18 protein-coding genes, 1 tRNA gene and 1 pseudogene are annotated in these 22,829 nt (G+C 69.0%); 11 read left to right on the top strand and 9 right to left on the bottom strand.

Translation table 11 applies throughout. From position 1 onward, the window contains the following. Window positions 1-3 precede the first annotated feature (3 nt). Window positions 4-1,638: an extracellular solute-binding protein gene (locus tag YWW_RS0125950; protein WP_026932352.1), complete on the top strand. Its 1,635-nt coding sequence runs from the start codon at window positions 4-6 to the stop codon at window positions 1,636-1,638. Further along, entirely contained in the window at window positions 1,635-2,630 is a 996-nt protein-coding gene (locus YWW_RS33220; protein ID WP_245595504.1) for an ABC transporter permease, read from the top strand. The genes YWW_RS0125950 and YWW_RS33220 overlap by 4 nt, the downstream gene beginning before the upstream one ends. 131 nt (window positions 2,631-2,761) lie before the next feature. On the opposite strand, the gene YWW_RS0125940 is transcribed toward YWW_RS33220, so the two are convergent. Beyond that, window positions 2,762-3,946, bottom strand: coding sequence for an RNA-guided endonuclease InsQ/TnpB family protein (locus YWW_RS0125940; protein WP_211228705.1), 1,185 nt, complete (start codon window positions 3,944-3,946; stop codon window positions 2,762-2,764). A gap of 101 nt (window positions 3,947-4,047) precedes the next feature. Here YWW_RS0125940 and YWW_RS0125935 point away from each other — a divergent pair, with 101 nt between their 5' ends. Further along, a complete protein-coding gene (locus YWW_RS0125935; protein ID WP_026932350.1) occupies window positions 4,048-4,932 on the top strand; it encodes a carbohydrate ABC transporter permease in 885 nt (294 codons plus the stop codon). Between the two features lie 98 nt (window positions 4,933-5,030). Here YWW_RS0125935 and YWW_RS0125930 read toward each other — a convergent pair. Beyond that, window positions 5,031-5,107: transfer RNA gene (locus tag YWW_RS0125930), tRNA-Thr, on the bottom strand. 136 nt (window positions 5,108-5,243) lie between these two features. Between YWW_RS0125930 and YWW_RS38390 the strand changes: the two are divergent. Together YWW_RS38390 and YWW_RS33215 are read left to right on the top strand one after the other, a co-directional pair. Continuing rightward, window positions 5,244-5,315 (top strand): annotated as a pseudogene (locus tag YWW_RS38390) (hypothetical protein); the annotation flags it as partial. 82 nt (window positions 5,316-5,397) lie between these two features. Then, window positions 5,398-6,525 carry an RNA-guided endonuclease InsQ/TnpB family protein gene (locus tag YWW_RS33215; protein ID WP_162146009.1) on the top strand — a complete coding sequence of 376 codons (1,128 nt, stop codon included), beginning with the start codon at window positions 5,398-5,400 and terminating at the stop codon, window positions 6,523-6,525. Between the two features lie 177 nt (window positions 6,526-6,702). Here the strand turns inward: YWW_RS33215 and YWW_RS34590 are convergent, their stop codons facing one another. The 4 genes from YWW_RS34590 to YWW_RS33200 all read right to left on the bottom strand — a co-directional run bounded on the left by YWW_RS34590 (window position 6,703) and on the right by YWW_RS33200 (window position 13,599). After that, the gene (locus YWW_RS34590; RefSeq protein ID WP_051326334.1) at window positions 6,703-9,273 is read right to left on the bottom strand and encodes an Hsp70 family protein; all 2,571 of its coding nucleotides are present in this window, start codon (window positions 9,271-9,273) and stop codon (window positions 6,703-6,705) included. Between the two features lie 59 nt (window positions 9,274-9,332). After that, entirely contained in the window at window positions 9,333-10,337 is a 1,005-nt protein-coding gene (gene rlmB, locus YWW_RS0125915) for a 23S rRNA (guanosine(2251)-2'-O)-methyltransferase RlmB (RefSeq protein ID WP_026932349.1), read from the bottom strand. A 61-nt stretch (window positions 10,338-10,398) separates the two neighbouring features. Further along, a complete protein-coding gene (gene cysS, locus YWW_RS0125910; RefSeq protein WP_026932348.1) occupies window positions 10,399-11,796 on the bottom strand; it encodes a cysteine--tRNA ligase in 1,398 nt (465 codons plus the stop codon). Window positions 11,797-11,859: 63 nt separating this feature from the next. After that, window positions 11,860-13,599 carry a choice-of-anchor I family protein gene (locus YWW_RS33200; protein WP_155830414.1) on the bottom strand — a complete coding sequence of 580 codons (1,740 nt, stop codon included), beginning with the start codon at window positions 13,597-13,599 and terminating at the stop codon, window positions 11,860-11,862. 258 nt (window positions 13,600-13,857) lie between these two features. Here YWW_RS33200 and YWW_RS0125900 point away from each other — a divergent pair, with 258 nt between their 5' ends. The 3 genes from YWW_RS0125900 to YWW_RS0125890 all read left to right on the top strand — a co-directional run bounded on the left by YWW_RS0125900 (window position 13,858) and on the right by YWW_RS0125890 (window position 16,616). After that, window positions 13,858-14,802 carry an ATP-binding cassette domain-containing protein gene (locus tag YWW_RS0125900; protein ID WP_026932347.1) on the top strand — a complete coding sequence of 315 codons (945 nt, stop codon included), beginning with the start codon at window positions 13,858-13,860 and terminating at the stop codon, window positions 14,800-14,802. Next, a complete protein-coding gene (locus YWW_RS0125895) occupies window positions 14,795-15,583 on the top strand; it encodes an ABC transporter permease (protein WP_026932346.1) in 789 nt (262 codons plus the stop codon). Before YWW_RS0125900 ends, YWW_RS0125895 begins: the two co-directional genes overlap by 8 nt. 136 nt (window positions 15,584-15,719) lie before the next feature. Further along, a complete protein-coding gene (locus YWW_RS0125890) occupies window positions 15,720-16,616 on the top strand; it encodes a hypothetical protein (RefSeq protein WP_026932345.1) in 897 nt (298 codons plus the stop codon). Between the two features lie 50 nt (window positions 16,617-16,666). On the opposite strand, the gene YWW_RS0125885 is transcribed toward YWW_RS0125890, so the two are convergent. Together YWW_RS0125885 and YWW_RS0125880 are read right to left on the bottom strand one after the other, a co-directional pair. After that, window positions 16,667-17,731 (bottom strand): aspartate-semialdehyde dehydrogenase, encoded by a 1,065-nt coding sequence (locus YWW_RS0125885; RefSeq protein ID WP_026932344.1) that lies wholly within the window; start codon window positions 17,729-17,731, stop codon window positions 16,667-16,669. Window positions 17,732-17,734: 3 nt separating this feature from the next. Then, on the bottom strand, window positions 17,735-19,000 hold the full coding sequence (locus YWW_RS0125880; protein ID WP_026932343.1) for an aspartate kinase: 1,266 nt from the start codon (window positions 18,998-19,000) through the stop codon (window positions 17,735-17,737). Between the two features lie 131 nt (window positions 19,001-19,131). Between YWW_RS0125880 and YWW_RS33195 the strand changes: the two genes are divergently transcribed. From YWW_RS33195 to leuA, 3 genes are all read left to right on the top strand, one after another. After that, a complete protein-coding gene (locus YWW_RS33195; RefSeq protein WP_155830413.1) occupies window positions 19,132-19,920 on the top strand; it encodes a hypothetical protein in 789 nt (262 codons plus the stop codon). Between the two features lie 113 nt (window positions 19,921-20,033). Continuing rightward, on the top strand, window positions 20,034-20,612 hold the full coding sequence (locus YWW_RS0125870; RefSeq protein WP_026932342.1) for a nitroreductase family protein: 579 nt from the start codon (window positions 20,034-20,036) through the stop codon (window positions 20,610-20,612). A gap of 178 nt (window positions 20,613-20,790) precedes the next feature. Beyond that, a complete protein-coding gene (gene leuA / locus YWW_RS0125865) occupies window positions 20,791-22,497 on the top strand; it encodes a 2-isopropylmalate synthase (RefSeq protein ID WP_026932341.1) in 1,707 nt (568 codons plus the stop codon). Between the two features lie 42 nt (window positions 22,498-22,539). Here the strand turns inward: leuA and YWW_RS0125860 are convergent, their stop codons facing one another. After that, window positions 22,540-22,827: a DUF1905 domain-containing protein gene (locus YWW_RS0125860; protein ID WP_026932340.1), complete on the bottom strand. Its 288-nt coding sequence runs from the start codon at window positions 22,825-22,827 to the stop codon at window positions 22,540-22,542. Between the last annotated feature and the right edge of the window lie 2 nt (window positions 22,828-22,829).

Genomic DNA, 22,829 nt, shown 5'->3' with positions numbered 1-22,829 from the left:
CCATTGGGCCGTCGAACCCTGTTCCAGACCGGCGCGGCCACGGCCGTCACCGCCGCCCTCACCGGATGCGCCGAACTCGACGAAGGCCCCGAAGGCACCGCCGCCGGCTCCGACGAACTGGCCGACCTGCTCCCCCAGCACATCCCCTACGAAGGCGCCGTCGCCCCCGACCTGCCCGCCGAGAGCGACGGCACCGTCTCCCCCGGCTACCTCTCGCGGCCCGCCGAGGTGATCCAGGCCGTCGCCGAGAAGCCCATGACCACCGGCGAAGAGATCACCGCCATCACACCACTGTGGAATCCTGCCCCGCCCGGGCTCCCCGACAACTCCTACTTCACCGCCGTCAACGAGGCCCTCGGCGGCACCGTCCGCTTCAACATCGCCGACGGCAACAACTACGTCGACAAGATCACCACCACCCTCGCCGGCGGCGACGTCCCCGACATGTTCCAGATCCCCGGCTGGGAGATCATCAAACTCTCCGACTTCACCGCCGCCGCCAACGAACTGTTCGCCGACCTCTCGCCCTACCTGGCCGGCGACAAGGTCACCGAATACCCCATGCTCGCCAACTACCCCACCGCCGCCTGGGCCATGGGCGTCTTCGGCGGCACCCTCCTCGGCATCCCATGGGAACGCGCGCCCTACACCAACGCCCTGTTCGCCCGCCAGGACATCCTCGACGAACTCGGCCTCGAACACCCCGCGAACCTCGAAGAGCTCATGGCCGTCGCCGAAGAGGTCAACGACCCCGCCGCCGGACGCTGGGCCTTCGCCAGCCTCGACCAGACCGTCCAAGAGGCCATGGGCGTGCCCACCCTGTGGCGCGACGACGACGGCGCCCTCGTCCACAAATTCGAGACCGAGGCCTTCGCCGCCGCCATCGCCTTCGTCCGCGAAGCGTTCGACAAAGGACTCGTCCACCCCGACTACGTCGCCGACCGCTTCACCAACACCAAGGAGCTCATCGGCTCCGGACAGGCCGTGTTCTACGAGGACGGCCTCGGCGCCTGGCACGAGATGCTCGGCACCTACCGCGACGTCGAAGGCTTCGACCTCCAAGCGGTCGACCCCATGGCCGCCGCACCCGGCGGCACGCCGACCATCTGGCGCGACGACCCGGCGGGCATGCTCACCTTCATCAGGAAAGACCTCCCCGAAGAACGCATCAGGGAATGCCTGCGCGTCGCCAACTGGTGCTCGGCGCCGTTCGGCACCGTCGAATGGGACCTCGTCTGGGACGGCGTCGAAGGCGTCCACTTCGAAGTCGACGCCGACGGCGTCCCCCAGCGCACCGAACTGGGCCAGACCGAGGTCGCCAACACCTACCTGTTCCTGTCCGGCAGGCCCAACGCCAACTTCAAGTTCCAGTACCCCGGGCTCGTCGAGGCCTTCCACGCCTGGGAGACCAACGCCGCCCAATACCTCGACGACCGGCCCTTCCAAGGGCTCCGCGTCGAGATGCCGTCCGAACTGGCCGCCGAGAACGAGACGATGACCGACGCCCACCACGAGATCTACCGCGGCCAGCGCGACGTGGCCGAATGGGAGACCCTCGTCGCGGACTGGCGCGCCAAGGTCGGCGACGAAGCGCGCGAGTACTACACCGGAGTCGCCGAGGACAACGGCCTGCTGTGACCGTCAAGACGCCACGCTCCCCGGCCGCCGAAGCCGGGGAGCCCAGCTCGACGACCACAGTGCGCAGGCCGAAGGCCAAGGCGCACTGGCGATCCATGCTGCGCCGCGACTGGCCGCTGCTCCTCATGGCCGCGCCCATGATGATCCTGGTGTGGGGATTCTGGTGGATCCCCTCACTGGGCAACGTCATCGCCTTCCAGGACTACAAGCCGTTCTCCGGCGGCATCTTCGGCTCCCGCATCGTCGGCTTCACCCACTTCCAGGCGCTGTTCAGCGATCCCGAATTCCTGCGGGCGCTCACCAACACGCTCTCGATCACCGCGTTCCAGCTCGTCTTCTACTTCCCGGTGCCGATCCTGCTGGCACTGCTGATGCACTCCATCGCCTCCGAACGGCTGCGGTCGATGCTCCAGAGCGTCGTCTACCTGCCGTACTTCTTCTCCTGGGTGCTCGTCATCGCGATCTTCCAGCAGATGCTCGGCGGCGCCGGTCTGATCAGCCAGCTCCTGCGCCGAAGCGGTTTCGACGGCATCGACTGGATGACCGACCCGGACACCTTCATCCTGCTCGTGACCTCCCAGGCGGTGTGGAAGGACGCCGGATTCGGCGCCATCATCTTCCTCGCGGCACTGGCCGCGATCGACACCGACCGCTACGAGGCGGCGGCCGTCGACGGCGCCGGACGCTGGCGGCGGCTGTGGCACATCACGCTGCCCGGCCTGCGCCCGGTCATCGTGCTCCTGCTGATCCTGCGCCTCGGCGACGCGCTCAACGTCGGATTCGAGCAGTTCTTCCTGCAACGCAGCGCCGTCGGCTCGCAGGCGTCCGAAGTGTTCGACACCTTCGTGTACTACAGCGGCATCCGCGTCGGCGACTTCGACTACGGCGCCGCCGCCGGACTGTTCAAAGGCGTCGTCGGCCTCATCCTCATCCTGGCGGCCAACAAGGTCGCGCACATGCTCGGCGAACGAGGGGTGTACTCGAGATCTTGACATCCTCCATCCGCCTGAAGGCGGGGGATTCCCGGCTTGCGGTCCGCGCGAGGCGGCCCGGCTACGGGTGGGTTCCTGTTTCAACGGGCCGCGCCGGGTCTCCCCGGTCTTACCAGCCCTCCGCAGGCGTTTCAGGTGTCCGCATGTCCTGCGGCCACCAGGCGCTTGCCTTCGCGCCTGATGTTCAGTTCGGCGTTCGCGTCACGGTCGTGCTCGGCTCCGCACTCGCACGCCCACTCCCGCACACGCAGGCCGCCCAGTCCTTTGGGACCTGTCAGTGCTCCGCACGCCGAGCACAGCTGCGTGGACGGGAAAAACCGGTCCACCTTCACGAACGTTCGCCCGGCACGGTTCGCTTTGGATTCGAGCCGGTTCAAGAACATGCCGAGTGCGGCGTCATGCACGGACTTCGCCGACCGGCCCCGGGACAGGCCACGAACGTTCAGGTCTTCGACGTACACGGCTTGGTTCTCACCGATGATCGCCGCGACCTGCTGGTTCAGCCAGTCGTCCCGCCGGTTCCTGGTCTTCTCGCAGATCTTCGCGACCTTCAGTCGTGCCTTAGCCCGGTTCTTGGAGCCTTTCTGCTTCCTGGACAGTGCCCGCTGTGCCTTCTTGAGCTTGCGTTCCATCTGGCGGAAGAACTTCGGGGAGTCGATGGTCTGGCCGCCGCGCAGGACCGCGAAGGACTTAAGTCCGAGGTCGATGCCGGTCTCCGCGTCCGGGTCGGTCAGTGGCTCGGCCAGGTCCGCGCCGTCGCAGGCCGCAACGACGAAGCTCGCGTAGTACTTGCCCGTGGGAGTCTTGACGATGGTCACCGAGCTGGGCTCGGCGGGCAGCTCGCGGGACCAGGCCACCTTGAGGTCGCCGACCTTCGCGATGTAGAGCCGACCATTCGCCTTGAGTCTGAATCCGCGCCGCGTGTACTCGGCTGTCTGCGTCCCCGAGCGGCGCTTGAACCGGGGTGGACCGACCCTCGCTCCCTGGCGCTTTCCAGACAGGGAACCGAAGAAGTTCCGATAGGCCCGGTCACAGTGCCGCAACACCTGCTGCAACGGCACTGCCGATACCGCCCCGAGCCAGGCCCGGTCCGGAGTGCGTTTCGCGTCCGTGATCAAGGACTTGGCGAGGGCGACCGCAGACGGGTACTTCGCTCCGGCCTCATATGCGGCTCTGCGCGCGGCCACGGCGTCGTTGTAGACCGTCCGAACACACCCGAACGTCCGCGCCAGCGATTGCCGCTGCGGACCGGTCGGATAGACCCGAAAGGAATACCGAAGATGCACAACGGGAACCATATCCGGTGGGTACGGCACTCCCAATGCTCGCAGTCCCGCTTCGCGGGATTGCGAGCAGGCAATCGCCCGCGTCTCCTCTTCGCTCTCAAGGGCGGTGGAGTATCCACGCGGAGGAATCCATGACCGGACGAGCCGCCTGGGAAGAGAAGCCGACCGCCGCCGGCCGGGCCGCGAAGGGCCTGAGCATCGCGGTGGTCATGCTCGTGATCCTGTTCCCGCTGTACGCGATCGCCCTGACGAGCCTGTCCAGCGCCGAGACGGTCCACCGCGTCGGCGGCCTGGTGATATGGCCCGGCGACGGCATCACCTTCGAAGCGTACGAGCAGATGTTCCGCAACCCCGTCGTCCTGCGATCGCTCCTGGTGAGCCTCGGCATCACCGCATTCGGGACGATCCTGAGCGTCGTGGTCTCGATCCTCGGCGCCTACTCCCTGTCGCGGCCCGGATCCTTCGGGCACAAGACGATCCTGTTCTCGGTGCTGCTGATGTTCGTGATCTTCCCCGGGCTCATCCCGGTCTACCTGTGGGTCAGCGCCATCGGTCTGCGGGACGACTACCTGTCGATCATCCTGCCGATGGCCGTGTCGGCGTTCAACGTCGTGGTCCTGCGGGCGTTCTTCATGAACATCCCGCAGGAGCTGTTCGACTCGGCGCGCATCGACGGCGCCGGCGAGTTCAGGATCCTGTGGCAGATCGTCACACCGCTGTCGAAGGCCGTCATCGCCGTGGTCACCCTGTTCTACGCGGTGGCGTACTGGAACAACTGGTTCAACGCGTTCCTGTACCTCGACGACACCGGGAAGTGGCCGCTCGCGCTCGTGCTGCGGACCTACGTGGTCGAGTCCGCGCCGCTCCCGCAGGCCTCGGGCCTGGCGGAGGCGCCCCCGACGCTGGCGGTCAAGATGGCGATCGTGATGATCGCGATCATCCCGGCGGTCATCATCTACCCCTTCGTGCAGAAGCACTTCAAGAAGGGCGTCATCATCGGAGCCGTCAAGGGCTGAACGCGCCGCCGTTCCCGTATACGGTGAATCGTCGACGGCCGGACACATGCCCGCCGTCGTGGTGTTCCGGGCCTGTGAGTGAGGCCGGGAGCGGGTGATGGAGCCGCCGAGGGGACTCGAACCCCTAACCTTCGACTTACAAGGTCGTTGCTCTGCCAATTGATGCTACGGCGGCTGGTCAGAGGCCATGCGGCCTCGGACGCCACGATTGTACTCGACACGGCGACGGCCTTGATAACGCCCGAGATCACATTTTCTCCGGATAGTCCGGGATCACCGTCTTGTCGGTGGTCACGGCTAACCTGGCCGTTATGTTGCTGCGTTATCAGTTTCGTGCCTATCCGGGAGGTCCCGAACGCGCCCGTGCCGCGCGGACCTTCGGGTGTGTTCGGACTGTTTTCAACGACGCGGTGGCAGCTCGGAAAAATGCTCACGCGGCGGGGTTGCCCTATCCTTCCTCAGCCGTTGCAGAAGCTGTTGATCACCCAGGCCAAGCAGACTCCGGAACGGAGTTGGCTGGCGGAGGTCAGCCCGGTGCCATTGCAGCAGGCAGTGCGCGATTGCGATCAGGCCTACCGCCGATTCTTTGCATGGATCCGGGGCGGCCGACCAGGTCCGAAGATGGCGCGGCCGAAGTTCAAGAAGCGCTCTCATCGCCAGACCGCGCGGTTCACACGAACGGCGTTCCGGCTGCGGGACAACGGCGCGCTCTATCTGGCGGGGATCGGCGAGATCAAGATCGCCTGGTCTCGGACGCTGCCGGCGGTTCCGTCGAGCGTGACGCTCATCAAGGCCGCGACCGGTAAGTATTTCGTGTCGTTCGTCGTCGAGGAGCCCGGCGAGCCCATGCCTCCGCGCGATGCCGACGAGGACACCGGGATCGATGTCGGTCTGGCCTGCTTCGCAGTCATGCGCAACGGTCGGAGAATCGAGACGCCGAAGTTCCTGCGCAAGCAGGAGAAGCGAATTGCCAAGGCACAACGTGCGTTGAGTCGCAAGCAGAAGGGTTCGAACAACTGGCACAGGCAGCGTGTCCGGGTCGCCCGGCTCCATGAGCGGGTGGGCAACCAGCGGCGGGATTTTCTGCACAAGCACTCCACGGTCATTGTCCGCGAGAACCAAGCGGTCTATGTCGAGGATCTCGATGTGCAGAGCATCCAGGAGCGGTTCGGCCGACTCGCCAACGATCAGGCGCTCAGTGCTTTCCTTCGGATGTTGGAGGCGAAGTGCGCCCGTTACGGGCGTGACTTCGTCAAGGTCGATCGGTACTTTCCTTCGACGCAGTTGTGCTCGTCGTGCCTTGAGCCGACCGGCCCTGAAGGCGTCGCCGGTCTGAATGTGCGCAAGTGGACCTGTTCGAATCCGAGGTGTGGCGCCACCCATGACAGAGATGAGAACGCCGAAGCCAATCTTCGCGCCTTCGGGCGTGAAGTACTCGCCGCAGGACGGAAAGGTCCGACTGACGCCGGACCAGGCGGAGAGTTGAAACGACTGCGGAGCGCTGATGAGTCCGGGATTTCCCGGCACGGCGCGGCATCACGATCGCCGCGAGGCGAACGGACAGAACCAGTAACCACCGCTGCCGTGAGGTAAGCGGCCGCGCGGACCATGCCCGCGCGGAGTTTCCGGCTTGTCCGGGAAGGACGTCAAAAGACAGTTGCTCTGCCAATTGATGCTACGGCGGCTGGTCAGAGGCCATGTGGCCTCGGACGCCACGATTGTACTCGACACGGCGGCGGCTCCGGCGGTGCCCGATTCTCCGCCTGGGCGCTATTCGCGGAAGGCGTAGATCTGCATGCCGCCTTCGATGAAGCAGGCGAGGTGCATGTCGGAGGCGGCGCAGTCGTAGGCCTCCAGCTCGGCCTCCAGCAGGTGGCGGGAGCCGTCGCGGACGCCGAGGCCGACGACCGTGCCCGGCTCCAGGATCGTCGAGCCGGAGGGGTAGGACAGGGCGCTGCCGCCGTCGATGCCGTGGAAGGTCTCGTCCCTGCTGTCGTCGACCTGCTCGAAGTCGTTGTCGTAGATGAGCGTGCGGACGTTCTCGCCTTCGTAGTACTCGACGAGGAGGCGGTCGCCGACGGCCTCGATGCCGCCGTACTCGTACTCGTCGAAGGTGTGGGCGACCTCTCCGTCCTCGGCGTCGTAGACGCTGTAGGTGTAGGGGCCGGAGCCGGCGACGGCGTCGCCGCGGAGCTCCTGGACGCACATGCGGTGCTCGCCGCAGGGGGTCATGCCGCTCGGCTCGAGATCTTCGCCGTCCTCTTCGGGGCGGACGCGGTCGTTGCCGGTCTCCTCCAGCGTCTCGAGGTCGTAGACGTTGATCCGGTAGCCGCTCTCCTCGGCCGCGACCACGTACATGCTGCCGTTGAAGGCGTAGTAGCCGTCCTCGGTCGACTCGATGGCCCTGGAGACGATCTTCTCGCCCGACTCGATGTCGAGGACGTGGACGACGCCGTCGCTGGTGAGGGCCCAGACGCGGCCGTCGCCGTTGTCCTGGGCGGTGGGGCGGGCGAGGTCGTCGGCCGGTTCGGCGAGGCCCCATTTGACGATGCCGACGCTCTCCTCCTCGTCGCCGACGTCCCAGGAGTGCTGCTCCTCGCCTTCCCGGTCGTAGACGGTGACGGTGGTGCCGCCCTCCCAAGCGGAGACGAGCTGGTCGCCCGAGCGGGCCGCCTCCGAGGACGGCCGGGTCACCTCGCCGAGCGTCTCGCCGGTCTCCCAGTCGAGGAAGTACCAGGTGTACTCGGTCTCCCCGGCGGTGTTCTCGGTCTCCTGGGAGAAGGTGAGGATCTCCTCTGAGTAGTAGAAGCCGTTGTTCCAGCCGTCGCCGTCGATGGTCTTCTCGTCCCACAGCGGTTCGCCGGACTCGGCGTCGAGGGCGCGCAGGCGCAGCTCCTCCTCGTCGCCGACGCCGCCCGCGGTGTAGGCGAACAGGGCCCTCTCGCCGCGGACGCGCACGTCGTAGAGGCTGCCGTTGGCCTCGGTTCCGAAGGCCGTGGTGTCGCCGACCTCGGTGAGCTCGATGAAGTCGCGCTGCTTGTAGGGGTTGGTGAAGTACCACCACAGCAGCGGCGCGGCGATCGCGAGCACGGCGATCCCCGCGGCGATGGCGATGAACTTGTTGCGCCTGGCCTTGCTCTGCTTGCCCGCGCCGGGCATGTGGAGGGGGAGGGTGCCGTCGCCGGGCGGGGTGCGGGGCGGCAGGCTCGCGGCGGTGGCCGGGGACTGCGTCGGGGGCGGGGACATCACCGGCGGGGTGACCGGCGCGGGCCCGTCGAGGGCGACGGCGGCGCCTTCGGAGACGGGCAGTTCGGGCTGTTCGAGGACGGTGGGCGCGATGCCGAGCTCTTCGTGGAGGACCTTGGAGACCAGTGGCATGCGGCTGGAGCCGCCGACGAGGAAGATGCCGGCGAGCTGCTCGGGGCTCCTGCCGGTCAGGCCGATGACGCGCCTGGTCTCGCCGACGGCGCGGGACAGCAGGGGGCGGGCGAGCTGGTCGAGTTCGCCGCGGGTGAGGTGGAGGGCCTGTTCGAGGTCGGGGACGGCGACGGGCGCGACGGAGGTGCGCGAGAGCATCTCCTTGGCGCCGCGCACGTCGTTCCACAGGGCCCTGCGGTCGCGCAGTTCGTTGGCGGTGGCGGGTTGTTCGAGGCGTTTCCACAGTTCGGGGTCGCGCTGGCTGACGGTCTCGCCGATGTGGGCGACGAGGGCGGCGTCGATGTCGAGGCCGCCGAGGTCGGAGAGGCCGCCGTCGGCGAGGACGCCGAAGGAGCCGTCGCGGCGCCGTTCGACGACGGCGATGTCGAGGGTGCCGCCGCCGAAGTCGAAGACGGCGAGGGCCTGGCCGGGGTCGATGGGGTGGGCCAGGCGCGTCGTGTAGTAGTGGGCGGCGGCGACCGGTTCGGTGATGAGCTGGACGGGCTGGTAGCCGGCCTGGGCGGCGGCGTCGTGGAGGGAGGCGCGGCGCTGCTCGCTCCAGTCGGCGGGGCAGGTCATGACGGTTCTGGGGAGGCCGCCGACGGCTTCGACGCAGGCGCGGGCGACGCGGGCGAGGATCGCGGCGAACGCGGCGGTGACGGGCAGTTCGCGGTCGCCGAGGAGGATGGTGCCGTCGGCGATGCGCTGCTTGGGGTTGGGTTCGAAGCGTTCGGGCGCGGTGGAGCCGAGGCGTTCGGCGTCGCGGCCGACGTGGACGGTTCCGGCCTCGTCGAGGAACACCGCCGAGGGCATGACCGGGGAGCCGTCGAACAGCAGCGGGCGGGTGCGGCCGTCGGGCCAGACCACGACGGCGACCGTGTGCGAGGTACCGAGGTCGACGCTGAGGAGGTAATCGGCCGGCATGGTCAGAGCAGCTCCGGGGGTCGTGGTGGGACGAGTCGTATCAGATTATGCGGCGGGGTCTAGCGTCGCTGGCGCTGGACCTCGGCGAGGGCGATGGAGGCCGCAACGGAGGCGTTGAGCGATTCGACGTCGGAGGCGATGGGGATGCCGACGCGGTAGTCGCAGGTCTCGGCGACGAGCCGTGAGACGCCTTTGCCCTCGTCGCCGACGACGATGAGGAGGGGGTCTTCGGCGACGGGCATGTCGTAGACGTCGGCGTCGCCGCCGGCGTCGAGGGCGACGGTCATGAATCCGGCGTCCTGGCAGGTCTTGACGGTGCGGGCGAGGTTGACGACTTTGGCGACGGGCAGGCGCGCGGCGGCTCCGGCGGAGGCGCGCCAGGCGACGGCGGTGACCGAGGCGGCGCGGCGGGAGGGGATGAGGAGGCCGTGGCCGCCGAAGGCGGCGGTGGAGCGGATGATCGCGCCGAGGTTGCGCGGGTCGGTGACGCCGTCGAGGGCGACCAGGAGCGGCGCGGTGCCGCTGGCCTCGGCGGTGGCGAGGAGCTCGTCGAGCCCGGCGTAGGCGTACGGTTCGACTTCGAGGCCGATGCCCTGGTGGAGGGCGTTGTTGGTGCGCCTGTCGAGGTCGCGCCGGGAGAGTTCCTTGACCGGCAGGTCGCGGTTGCCGGCGAGGCGGACGGATTCGGCGACGCGTTCGTCGAGGTCGGTGCCGTAGGCGACGTACAGGGCGGTGGCGGGGACGCGGGCGCGGAGGGCTTCGAGGACGGGGTTGCGGCCGAGGAGCATCTCGGGTTCGTCGCGGCGCTGCTCGCGTCTGGGTTTGGCCTTGCCGATGTTGGTGGAGCGGCCTTCGGCGGCGGCCTTGGCGCGTTCCTTAGCCTGTTTCCACTGGGTGCGCTGGGGCTTGTCGTCGCCGGTGTAGGACTTGTGCCAGGGCCGGTCCTCGGCCTTGAGGGTGCGGCCCTTGCCGGCCAGGCCCTTCTTCTGGCCGCCGGAGCCCTTGCTGGGGCCGGCTTTGGACGTCTTGCGGCGGTTCGGGTGGCCGCCTTTGCTGCTGCTCATGTGCGTGTTCCCTCGTGGGTGGTCGTGGCTGTGCCCCGGTCTGCGTCTGTGGACGGCTCGGTTATTCGACCGTCCAAACGGGGCCACGAGGGGTGTCTTTGACGGTCACGCCGGCGCGGGCCAGTTCGTCCCGGATGCGGTCGGCGGCGGCGTAGTCCTTGCGTCCTCGCGCTTCGGCCCGCTGTTCGAGCGCGATCGCGACCAGCGAGTCGACGACGCCGCTCAGTTTCGCCTCGGCCGGGTCGTCCCAGTGGGCGTCGAGCGGGTCGAGGCCGAGCTGGTCGAGCATAGCTCGGACGCCGCCGGCGATGTCGGCGGCGGCGGTGTCGTTCCCGGCGTCGAGGGCGGCGTTGCCCTCGCGGGCCATGTCGTGGATCGCGGCGATGGCGGCGGGCGTGTTGAGGTCGTCGTCCATGGCGCCTACGAAGTCGGAGCAGGCCATGCCGCCGATGGTGGCCTCGAGGCCGAGCTGCTCGGCGGCGCGGTGGACGAAGTTCGACAGGCGGTCCCAGGCGCTCTGGGCTTCGCCGAGGGCGGCCTCGGAGAAGTCGAGCGGGGAGCGGTACTGGGCGGTGGTGAGGTAGTAGCGGATGTCGACGGGCCGGAAGCCCTTCTCGCCGAGGGCCTCGACGCTGAGGATGTTGCCGAGGGACTTGCTCATCTTGGTGCCCGAGAGGTTGAGCATGCCGTTGTGGACCCAGTACTTCGCGAAGCCGAGGCCGGCGCCGCGGGACTGGGCGAGCTCGTTCTCGTGGTGGGGGAACATGATGTCGGTGCCGCCGCCGTGGATGTCGAAGGCGTCGCCGAGGTAGCGGCGGGCCATGGCGGAGCATTCGATGTGCCAGCCTGGGCGGCCGGGGCCCCAGGGGGAGGACCAGGCGGCGTCGTCCGGTTCGCCCGATTTGTGGGCTTTCCAGAGGCCGAAGTCGCGGGGGTCGCGTTTGTCGCCGGTGTCGGGGCTGGAGAGCATGTCCTCGGGGCGGCGGTGGGAGAGCTCACCGTAGTCGGGCCAGGAGGAGACGGAGAACCAGACGTCGCCGGCGTCGGTGACGTAGGCGTGGCCGCGGTCGACGAGCTCGGTGATGAGGTCGATCATCTGGGTGATGTGGCCGGTGGCGCGCGGTTCGTAGGTGGGGGCCTCGACGCCGAGGGCGGCGTAGCCGCGCGCGAGTCTGCGCTCGTTCTCGTAGGCGATGGCCCACCAGGGGCGGCCCTGCTCGGCGCCGCGGACGAGGATCTTGTCGTCGATGTCGGTGACGTTGCGGACGTAGGTGACGCGGTAGCCGGAGCGGCGCAGCCAGCGGATGAGGACGTCGTAGGCGACGCCGGAGCGCAGGTGCCCGATGTGGGGCGGGCCTTGGACGGTGAGCCCGCACAGGTAGACGCCGACCTCCCCGGCCTTCCTGGGTTGGAAGTCGCGGACGGATCGGGTCCCGGTGTCGTACAGTCGCAGACTCACCCGACAAGTTTAACGGCAGCGCCCGCCGGGGCCGCAGGTCCCGGCGGGCGTCTCCGATGCGTGTCAGGCGGTGCGGCGCTTCGCGAGGAGGAGCAGTCCGCCGCCGACGGCGAGGACCGCGGCGACGGCGATCAGGAGGCCGGTCGCGCCGGTACCGGTGACCGGCAGGACCGGTGCGCCGCTCGCGTCGTCGCCGGGCTCGGCGCCGGCGTCGCCCGCGGTGACGTCCCACAGGGTCGTGGTGCCGGAGACCTCGTTGCCGACGGCGAGCATGGGCCGCCCGTTCGGGGAGTCCTCGGCGCCGATGAACGCGATCGACTCCGGGCCCAGGTCGCCGGCGTCGCCTTCGCCGGGGACGGCGGTGAAGTCGCGGGCCGTGGCGTAGTCGACGAACTCGGCCGAGGCGGGGTCGGTGATGTCGTAGACGACGATGCCGCTCTGGCGTTCGAGGCCGATGAACGCGTAGGTGCGGTCGCCGACCTGGCCGACGGCGACGGCCTCGGGCTCGGGGCCCTTGTCGTCGGAGCGGCCGTCGAAGTCGTTGTCCTCGGAGTCGGCGTTGAAGTGCTCGGGCTCGGCCTCTGCGACGAGCTCCTCGATCGCCGAACCGGAGTCGAAGACGAGTTCGCCGCTCGAGTTCCAGATCGAGAAGGAGCGGCCGCCGAAGGAGTAGAGCTCCTCGTAGCAGCCTTCGGCGCTCTGGCCGAGACTGGCGGTGACCTTGAGGCGGCCGAGCTGCTCGGCGGACTGGAGCTCGGCGAGGTCGTGGCCTGCGAAGCGCTCGGCGCCTTCGCACAGTTCGAGGTCCTCGACGCGGGTCTCCTCGGAGTAGCCGTCCCAGTCGCGGGTGTCGCCCTCGTTGGCGGTGACGAGGTGGGTCTCGCCGCCGGCGGTGTAGGAGGCGATCGAGTCGGGCAGGTACATGCCGTAGACGGGCCAGGCGGCGAGGTGGGCCGCGCCGTCCTCGTCGGAGGCGTCGAGTTCGTTGCCGGGCGCGAGGTGGTCCTTGAAGCCGAGCGGGAGGATCTCGGTCACCTCGGCGGCGGCGATGTCGACGACGGCGATCGCGTTGTTCTCCTGGAGGGTCACGTAGGCGGTGTCGTCGTCGGCGACGGTGACGTACTCGGGTTCGATGTTCGCGGGGATGTCGGCGCCGCCGTCGGGGCCGAAGACGCGGAAGCCCTCGGGGAGCGATTCGGCGTCCCAGGAGGCGAAGTCGGCGGTGCTCGCCTCGTGGGTGGCGGCGTCCACGACGGAGACGGTCCCGGCCGGGTCGGTCGAGTAGTCCTCGGCGGGCTCGCCTTCGTTCGCGACGACGACGCGGGAGCCGTCGGGGGTGAACGCGAGGCTGTCGGGGAGCGAGCCGACCTGGGCGCTGTCGATGAAGCCGCCGTCGGTGTCGAAGAACGCGACCCAGCCGGGGTCGGTCTTGGCGGGGGCCTCGACGGCGGCGGCGACGAGGCCGCCGTGGACGTCCACGGAGTTGACGGTCGCGCCGTCGACGCCGAGGGCGGCGGCCGCGTCGAGCTCGAAGAGCTCGGTCGGCGCGGCGGGGTCGGCGACGTCGAGCACGTCGACGACGGCGGCCTCGGCGTTGACCGCGAACACGCGCCGCGTCTGGGGGTCGTAGGCGACGATCTCGGAGGCGCCGGCGGCGAAGACGCCGGTGTCGTGGGAGCCGAGGACGGACAGCTCGACGGCGCCTCCCGTTTCGGCGTCGCTCTCCTGAGCGGAGGCGGCCGAGGGGAGCGCGAGCGCCGCCACGGCGACGGCGAAGACTGGGGCGAGCAGTCGCTGATGCACGGTGCGATACCTGCCTTCTAGGGGGACGGGAGGGACCGCCCCAGTTCACCGGCGCGAGGGGACGGGCCGCCGAGCGCCAGGCGAACGGCGCATGAACAGGCAGCCGCGAAACGGCCCGGGCGGTACCCGGGTACTACGCCGGACGGCGGGCTCCTCCCGCGGCAGGAGGCCGATTTCCCTCTGTGAGGTCATGTGGTGGGCACCGGATGCTCATAGACTGACCGCGTCCCAAGACCCCATGCTCGAGATTGGAGCTCCATGATCACCGCGAAGGGTCTGTACAAACGCTACAAGAAGACTGTGGCGGTAGACCATCTCTCGTTCGACGTCCGGCCGGGCGTGGTCACCGGTTTCCTGGGGCCCAACGGCGCGGGGAAGTCGACCACGATGCGGCTGATGCTCGACCTCGACAACGGCGAAGGCGAGACCCTGTTCGACGGGCGGCGGTTCGACTCGATCCGGCGGCCCATGAACGAGGTCGGGGCGCTGCTGGAGGCCAAGCCGTTCCACCCCACCCGCTCGGCCCGCAACCATCTGCGGATGCTGGCCGCGGGCAACCGCATCCCCGACTCCCGAGTCGACGAGGTCATGGAGTTCGTCGGTCTCGCCGAGGTCAAGCGCAAGAGGCCGAAGGGCTACTCGCTGGGCATGGCGCAGCGGCTCGGCCTGGCGCAGGCGCTGCTCGGCGACCCGAAGATCCTGCTGCTGGACGAGCCCGCCAACGGCCTCGACCCGCACGGCATCCACTGGATGCGCGACATCCTCAAGAGGCTCGCCTCCGAGGGCCGCACCATCTTCGTCTCCAGCCACCTGCTCTCGGAGATGCAGCTGATGGCCGACGAGCTGGTCGTCATCGGCCGCGGCAAGATGATCTTCAACGGCGACGTGGACCAGTTCGTCCGCGACTTCACGCAGGCGAACGTGATCGTCCGCGGCCCTCGGATCGGGGATCTGACGGCGGCGCTCGAAGCCGCGGGCGCCGAGATCGCCAAGGGCGACGACGGCGAACTGGTCGTCTCCGGTCTGGAGATCGGCGAGGTCGGCCACGTCGCGTTCACCGAAGGCGTCGAGCTGCACGAGCTGTCGACCCGCCGCGCCTCCCTGGAGGAGGCGTTCATGTCCGCCACGGGGGCCTCGGAGCAGTTCGTGGCCCAGGAGATCCAGGCCGCCGTCGAGCAACCCGGAGGTGCCCAGCATGCTTGATGCACTCAGATACGAATGGACGCGACTGAACACGCTCCGGTCGACTTACTGGCTCATCGGCATCGGCCTGCTGTGCGCGGCGGCGCTCCCGACCATCTTCGGGCTCGCCGACGGCGGCGAGACGCCGCTCGCCCCCGAGGACATCGCGGTCGGCATCAACGGCGGCGCGTCGTTCGGCATCCCGTTCCTGGCCGTGTTCATGGCGATCATCGGGATCTTCGCCACCGGCCACGAGTACCGGCACGGCACGATCCAGCCGACGCTGACGGCCGTGCCGCAGCGCAACCGGCTGATCCTGGCGAAGATCCTGGTGGCCTCGGCCGTCACCGCCGTCGTCACGGTGGTGTCCATGGCGATCAACGCGGGCATCATGCTGGCGTTCTGGGGAGAGGTTCCGGGCCTGTTCGAGGACCCGGTCGGCTCCTCGCTGCTGGGCTACCTGGTCTACACCGAGATCTACATGCTCGTCGGCATGGGTCTGGGCCTGCTGTTCCGCGGCGTGCCCTCGGCGATCGTGGTCATCTTCCTGATGCCGCTGATCATCGAGAACGTCATCGCCGGACTGTCGGTCATTCCGGCGCTCGACTGGCTGGTCCCGGCGATCAAGTTCCTGCCGTTCACCGCCGGCATGATGCTGATGTCGATCGGCGGTCTGGAGATGGGGCCGGGAGCGCCGGAGTACGACTTCTTCGGCCGCTGGGGCTCCGGCGCGGTGTTCGCCACCTTCGCCGCGCTCATATTCGCCGCGGCCTGGACGCTGTTCAAGAAGCGCGACGCCTGAGCACGCACGACGCCGAACGGCCCGGGGCGAAGCCCCGGGCCGTTCCATGTCGGTCGATGTCACCTGTCGTCTATACGACATTCGACACGCGCTCGCGTTCAACAGGACCGAGCGTCGCGAACCATACGCTCACCGCATGGCCGATACTCCCCATGATGCCCTGCACCATCTGTTCCGCGAGGACCCGTCACTGTTCACCCGCACCATGAGTCGGGCACTCGGCGTCGAGTTTCCCCGTGTCGAGGCGGTCTCCTGGCTCGACACCGACGTGACCGAGGTCAAGAACATCGAGCGACAGGTCGACACGATCCTGTGGGCCGAGACCGACCAAGGCCCGCACATCATCGCGGTTGAACCGCAGACCGGCCGCGACGAGCAGAAGCGGCGCAGCTGGATCTGGTACATCGCTTACCTGTTGAACAAATACCAGGCTCAGGTGAGCCTGCTGGTGCTCACTCCGAAGGAGACCACCGCCCGGTGGGCGCGCAAGCCGATCCCGGTCGGGCTGCCGGACCGCCCGACGCTGCTGCTGCAGCCGTTCGTCATCGGCCCGAGCGACGTCGAGCCGGTGCACGACCTCGAGACGGCCAAGGCGGATGTCGTCTACGCGGTGTTCGCCGCGCTGGCCAGGCGGCTCGAATCCGACATCGAGAAGTCCCTGTCCGTGCTGGCGGAAGCGCTCGACTCGTTCGACGAGGAGACGGCCCAGTTCTGGGCCGAATACACCGAGGCGGGTCTCGGTGAAGGTTGCACAAGAGAGTTCTGGAGGAACATAATGACGACCATGCCGTACAAATACCCGTCGCAGATGCGGCTCATGGGCCGGGAGGAAGGCCGGGAAGAGGGCCGGGAGGAAGGCCGCCTCGAAGGTGAGATAGGCGCTCTGCTCGTCGTTCTCGAAGGGCGCGGCATCGCGTTGAGCGAGCCGGACCGGGAGCGGATCGAGACATGCACCGATGCCGAGCTCCTGCGGACCTGGCTGAGCCGGGCCGCCACCGCGGCCGACGCCGAAGAGCTGTTCGCCGACGAATGACCGACTCGTCGAAACGGCCCGGGGCTTCGCCCCGGGCCGTTCGGCGTGTCCTATCGGGCTTCGAGTTCGCGCCTGACGAGTTCGGCGGTCTCGATCGAGTTGAGGGCCGCGCCCTTCATGAGGTTGTCGCCGACGACGAAGAACTCCAGCGAGTTCGGGAAGTCGATCGACTGGCGGACGCGCCCGACCTGCGTGCCGGGCTTGCCGACGCCGTCGATCGGCATCGGGTAGACGCCGTTCGCCGGGTCGTCGACGAGGTCGACGCCGGGCGCTTCGGCGAGCACGCGGTGGGCCGCCTCGACCGAGACCTCGCGCTCGAAGGTGGCGTGGACGGCCTGCGAGTGGCCCACGGCCACCGGCACGCGCACGCACGTCGAGGCGACCTTGAGGTCCGGCAGGCCGAGGATCTTGCGCGACTCGTTGCGGACCTTGAGCTCCTCGGAGGTCCAGCCGCCGTCCCGCCAGCCGCCGACCTTGGGGACGACGTTGAGCGCCAGCGGCGCGCCGAACGGCGCGTCGTACTCCTCGCCGAGGACGGCGCGGACGTCGCCGGGCTCGGTGCCGATCCGCTCGATGCCGGCGGTCTTGTCGGCCTGCGCGTACAGCGCTTCGAGGCCTTCCTTGCCGGAGCCGGAGGCGGCCTGGTAGGACGCCACGGACATCGACACCAGGCCGAAGGCCTCGTTGAGGGCGGCGAGGGTCGGGATGAGCGCGAGCGTGGTGCAGTTCGCGTTCGCGATGATGCCCTTGGGGCGGTCGCGGGCCGCCTCGGGGTTGGCCTCGCGGCACACCAGCGGCACCTCGGGGTCCATGCGGAAGTGCGCGGACTTGTCGATGACGACCACGCCTCGGGCGGCGGCCACGGGCACCCATTCGGCGCTGACCTCGTCGGGCAGGTCGAAGTGGGCGATGTCGATCCCGTCGAAGACCTCGGAGGAGAGGGCCTGGACCTCGATCGTCTCGTCACCGACGGCCAGCCGCCTCCCGGCGGACCTGGCCGAGGCGACCAGGCGGATCTCGCCCCAGTGGTCGCGTTCGGCGGCGATGAGCCGCCGCATGATCGAGCCGACGACGCCGGTCGCGCCGACGATCGCCACGTTGAGTTTCCGGCTCATGCGCTATCGCCCCGTTCCCGCGTAGACGACGGCCTCTTCGCTGCCGCCGAGCGCGAACTTGTCGTGGACGGCGCGGACGGCGGCGTCCAGGTCGGTGTCGCGGCACACCACCGAGATGCGGATCTCGGAGGTGGAGATGATCTCGATGTTGACCCCGGAGTCGGCCAGGGCCTGGCAGAAGTTCGCCGTGACGCCCGGGTGCGAGCGCATCCCGGCGCCGACCAGGGATATCTTGCCGATGTGCTCGTCGTAGATGAGCTTGTCGAAGCCGACGGCGTCCTGGTGCTTCTTGAGCGCCTCGGTGGCCTTGCGGCCCGAGTCCTTCGGGAGCGTGAACGAGATGTCGGTGTGGCCGTTGCCGGTGGTCGACACGTTCTGGACGATCATGTCGATGTCGATCTCGGCGTCGGCGATGATCTGGAAGATCGAGGCGGCCGCGCCGGGCTTGTCGGGCACGCGGGTGACGGTGATCTTCGCTTCGGAGCGGTCGTGCGCGACGCCGCTGATGAGTGCTTGCTCCACGGGCAGCTCCTCCATGTAACCCGACACGGTCGTGCCGGTCTTGGTCGAGTACGACGATCGGACGTGCAGCGGGATGCCGTAGCGGCGGGCGTACTCCACGCTGCGCAGGTGCAGGATCTTGGCGCCCGAGGCGGCCATCTCCAGCATCTCCTCGAAGGTGATCTTCTCCAGGCGCTTCGCGTTGGGGACGATGCGCGGGTCGGCGGAGTAGACGCCGTCGACGTCGGAGTAGATCTCGCACACGTCGGCGCTCAGCGCCGCGGCCAGGGCGACCGCGGTGGTGTCCGAGCCGCCGCGCCCGAGCGTGGTGATGTCCTTGGTGTCCTGGCTGACGCCCTGGAAGCCGGCGACGATCGTGATGAAGCCCTCGTCGAGCGAGGAGCGGATGCGGCCGGGCGTGACGTCGATGATGCGGGCCTCGCCGTGCGCGGCGGTGGTGAGCATCCCCGCCTGCGAGCCGGTGAACGAGCGGGCCTGGAAGCCCAGGTTGTTGATGGCCATGGCGAGCAGGGACATGGAGATGCGCTCGCCCGCGGTCAGGAGCATGTCGAGTTCGCGCGGCTCGGGGACCGGCGAGACCTGCGCGGCCATCTCCAGCAGCTCGTCGGTGGTGTCCCCCATGGCCGACACGACGACGACGACGTCGTCCCCCCGCTTTCGCGTGTCGACTATCCGCTCCGCCACGCGCTTGACGCGCTCCGGATTCTCCACCGATGATCCGCCGTATTTCTGTACGACCAGCGCCACGGGATTCACCTCATGTCCGTTTTCTCGGGTGCTGTCGTGCCGCCCCAGGTCGCGGGGCAGCCACCTCACCTTAGCCGCGAGCTGCGGCGTGGCGCCAGGTCGTTCCGGGTCGCGGGACGCACAATCGCGCTGTGGCATGGCGATACTCCCTGAAAACCAAGACGGCTCTCGCAGTGGCGTGCGTCACGCTTCTGGCGGGGTGCGGGACGGCGACGGCGGTGGACGAGCCCGATCCGGCGCCGCGGCCCGCCGGGGCGCAGGCGACGCTGATCGGGCGGGTCTCCAAGGCGCTGGACGCGACGTTCACCGCCGAGTACGAGTGGTCGGGCGGGACCTCGGTGACGGTGTGGGCCGCCGAGGACGGCACGTGGCGGGTCGACGTCCCCGGCTGGGGGCTCGGCGGCGCGATGGACGTGTCGGTGGCGTGGACGACCGGCGGCTTCTTCCAGTGCGCCGAGCAGGCGTGCGTGAAACTCGCCGGGATCACCGGCGAGATCCCCGCGGCCTACGACCCCGAGGTGCAGCGCCCGTTCGTCGAGTGGCTGCCGCTGCTGCTGGACCGGCACCTGCCGTTCGCGATCTCCCGGGAGGGCGACTGCTTCACATTGACGCCGAACACGGTGGTGGTGGACGCGCCGATCCCCGGCGGCGAGTGGTGCCTGGACTCCGGCGGCACGATCCTGTCGGTGGCCGCCGAGGAGCTCGGGACGCTCACGCTCGTCGGCTCGCCCCAGCCGGCCGTCGAGACGGTCGAGCTGCCGGGGGAGGTCACCGAGGACGCCGAAGCGATCGGCCACGAGGCGCCCGAGCCGACGCCGTCGCCGAGCCCGTCGGGCTCGCCGTCCGCCGAGCCGGACCCCTCTCCCGAGCCGGCGGACGAGACGCCCACGCCCTCCTCCGAACCGGCGGACTATGAGTAAGGAAGGCGACACAGGGACGGGAATCCGGGCCTCGCCGTGGCACCATGAAAGTCGGCAGATCGCCGAGGCCGCGCCGGTGCGCGGCCGCTGACACACCATCCAGGTGATAGCACATGAACGGACCGATCGACCGGCACGCCGAGACCTCCGTGCCGATCCACCCGCTGCTGGCGTCCCGCCAGTCGACCCGGGCCTTCGAGGACGGCGTCGACCTGAGCGACGGGCAGATCGCCGCACTGCTCGAGGCCGCGCGGTGGTCGCCCTCGTCCGGCAACACCCAGCCGTGGCGGTTCATCGTCTCCAGGCGCGACACCCCCGAGTTCAAGCGGGTGCTCGACTGCCTCGACCCCGGCAACGCCGAGTGGGCGCAGCACGCCTCGGCCCTCATCGTCGCCGTGCGCGTCGAGTCCAATGCGAAGGGGCCGCTGCGCCACGCCGCCTACGACCTCGGGCAGTCCATGGCGCACCTGACGTTCCAGGCCGCCGCCGAGGGCCTGACGGTCCGGCAGATGGGCGGCTTCGACGCCGCGGCCATCGCCGGCGAGTTCGACCTGCCGGAGCCGTTCGAGCCGACCGCGGTGGCCGCGATCGGCGTCGCCGGCGACCCGGAGCGCCTGGCCGACGGCGTCGCCGGCCCCGACCGCGCGCCGCGCGCCCGGCTGCCCCTCGACGAGCTGGTCATCGGCTCCTGAGACGTCCCAATGTCCGGACACCGCATCGACGCCGGTGGTCACCGGGTGTAGGCTCGGCTGCGATCATGCGGTATTCGATGCTCCTTAGCTGCCGCGGCGGGGCCAACTAGGTCGGCTCCCTCGCCGCGGGTTCTGGCATGCCGGCTGGCAATGACAACCGCGATTCAAGGAGCAACCGTTGACTTCTCCAGTCTTCGCAGACCGCGCCAAGCGATACCGGCCCTACTTCGATCAGTTCACCGTCGACCTGCCGGGGCGCACCTGGCCCGACCAGGTCATCGACACCGCGCCGATCTGGTGCGCGGTGGACCTGCGCGACGGCAACCAGGCCCTCATCGACCCGATGACGCCCGACCGCAAGCGGAAGATGTTCCAACTGCTGGTCGACATGGGCTACAAGGAGATCGAAGTGGGCTTCCCTTCGGCCTCCCAGACCGACTTCGACTTCGTCCGGCAGCTCATCGAGCAGGACCTGATCCCCGACGACGTCACCATCCAGGTGCTCACCCAGTGCCGCGAGCACCTGATCGAGCGGACCTTCGAGAGCCTGCGCGGCGCCAAGCAGGCCATCGTCCACTTCTACAACTCGACCTCGACGCTGCAGCGCCGCGTCGTGTTCGGCCTCGACAGGGACGGCATCACCGACATCGCCACCACCGGCGCCCGGATGAGCATGAAGTACGCCGAGGCCATCACCCCCGAGACGGCCATCCGCTACGAGTACTCCCCCGAGTCCTACACCGGCACCGAGCTCGACTACGCCCTGGAGGTGTGCTCGAAGGTCGCCGAGGTCATCCAGCCCACCCCGGACTGGCCGCTCATCGTCAACCTGCCGTCGACGGTCGAGATGGCCACCCCGAACGTGTACGCCGACTCGATCGAATGGATGCACCGGAACCTGCCGAACCGCCGGTCGCTGGTCCTGTCGGTGCACCCGCACAACGACCGGGGCACCGGCGTCGCCGCGGCCGAGCTGGCCGTCCAGGCCGGCGCCGACCGCGTGGAGGGCTGCCTGTTCGGCAACGGCGAGCGCACCGGCAACGTATGCCTGGTGACCCTCGGCATGAACCTGTTCAGCCAGGGCGTGGACCCGAAGATCGACTTCTCGAACATCGACGAGATCAAGCGGGCCGTCGAGTACTGCAACCAGCTGCCGGTGCCCGAGCGGCACCCCTACGCCGGGGACCTGGTGTACACGGCGTTCTCCGGTTCGCACCAGGACGCGATCAAGAAGGGCTTCGCGCACCTGGCCAAGGACGCCGAGGCCGCCGGCGCCGAGGTCGACGACTTCACGTGGGGCGTGCCGTACCTGCCGATCGACCCGAAGGACGTCGGCCGCAGCTACGAGGCGGTCATCCGCGTCAACTCCCAGTCCGGCAAGGGCGGGGTCGCCTACGTCATGCAGTCGGAGTACGGCTTCGACCTGCCGCGGCGCATGCAGGTCGAGTTCAGCCAGGCGATCCAGCGGCACACCGACGCCTCCGGCAAGGAGGTGTCCTCGGCGCAGATCCACGAGATCTTCCGTACCGAGTACCACCCGGAGTACCAGCCGCGGCGGCGCCTGGTCGTGGACGACCACGTCACGAACTACGCCGACGAGACGCTCACGCTGGACGCCGAGATCACCCTCGACGGCGTGGAGCAGAAGATCTCGGGGACCGGCAACGGCCCGCTCTCGGCGTTCACCGACGCCCTGACGTCGGTGGGCATCGGGGTCGAGGTGCTGGACTACGCCGAGCACGCGCTGTCGGCCGGGCAGCACGCGCAGGCCGCGTCCTACGTGGAGTGCGTCATCGAGGGCAAGACGGTGTGGGGCGCGGGCGTGCACCCGAACATCGTCCTGGCGACGATGCGCGCGGTCGCCAGCGCCTACAACCGCACCTGAGCGACATGGGGCGGGGCCGCGGGGGACGCCCGCGGCCCCGCTTCACAGGTCGACGGTCAGGCGGATCGCGACGGTGTCGCCCTCCTCGACGCCTTCGGCCCTCCGCACAGCGGCCTTGATCGGGACGATGTAGCCGCCGTCCTTGGGCCACAGGGAGGTCTTCCAGGAGGTCGATCCGATGTGGGCGGCAACGGGGACCATGCCCCAGCCGTAGCTGACGACATCGGAGGCCGCCGCCAGTTCACGGCAGGCGTCCTCGGGCACCGAGACGAAGTACCACGGCGCCGGGCCCCTCCAGAACCAGACCTCGCCGCTGAACGCGAGTTCCATCG

Origin of the sequence: Glycomyces tenuis DSM 44171 (assembly GCF_000427885.1) — a bacterium.
Classification (GTDB): Bacteria; Actinomycetota; Actinomycetes; order Mycobacteriales; family Micromonosporaceae; genus Glycomyces; species Glycomyces tenuis.
Note: the sequence above shows the minus strand (reverse complement) of the source record. Positions and strands in the feature narration are given on the sequence as shown.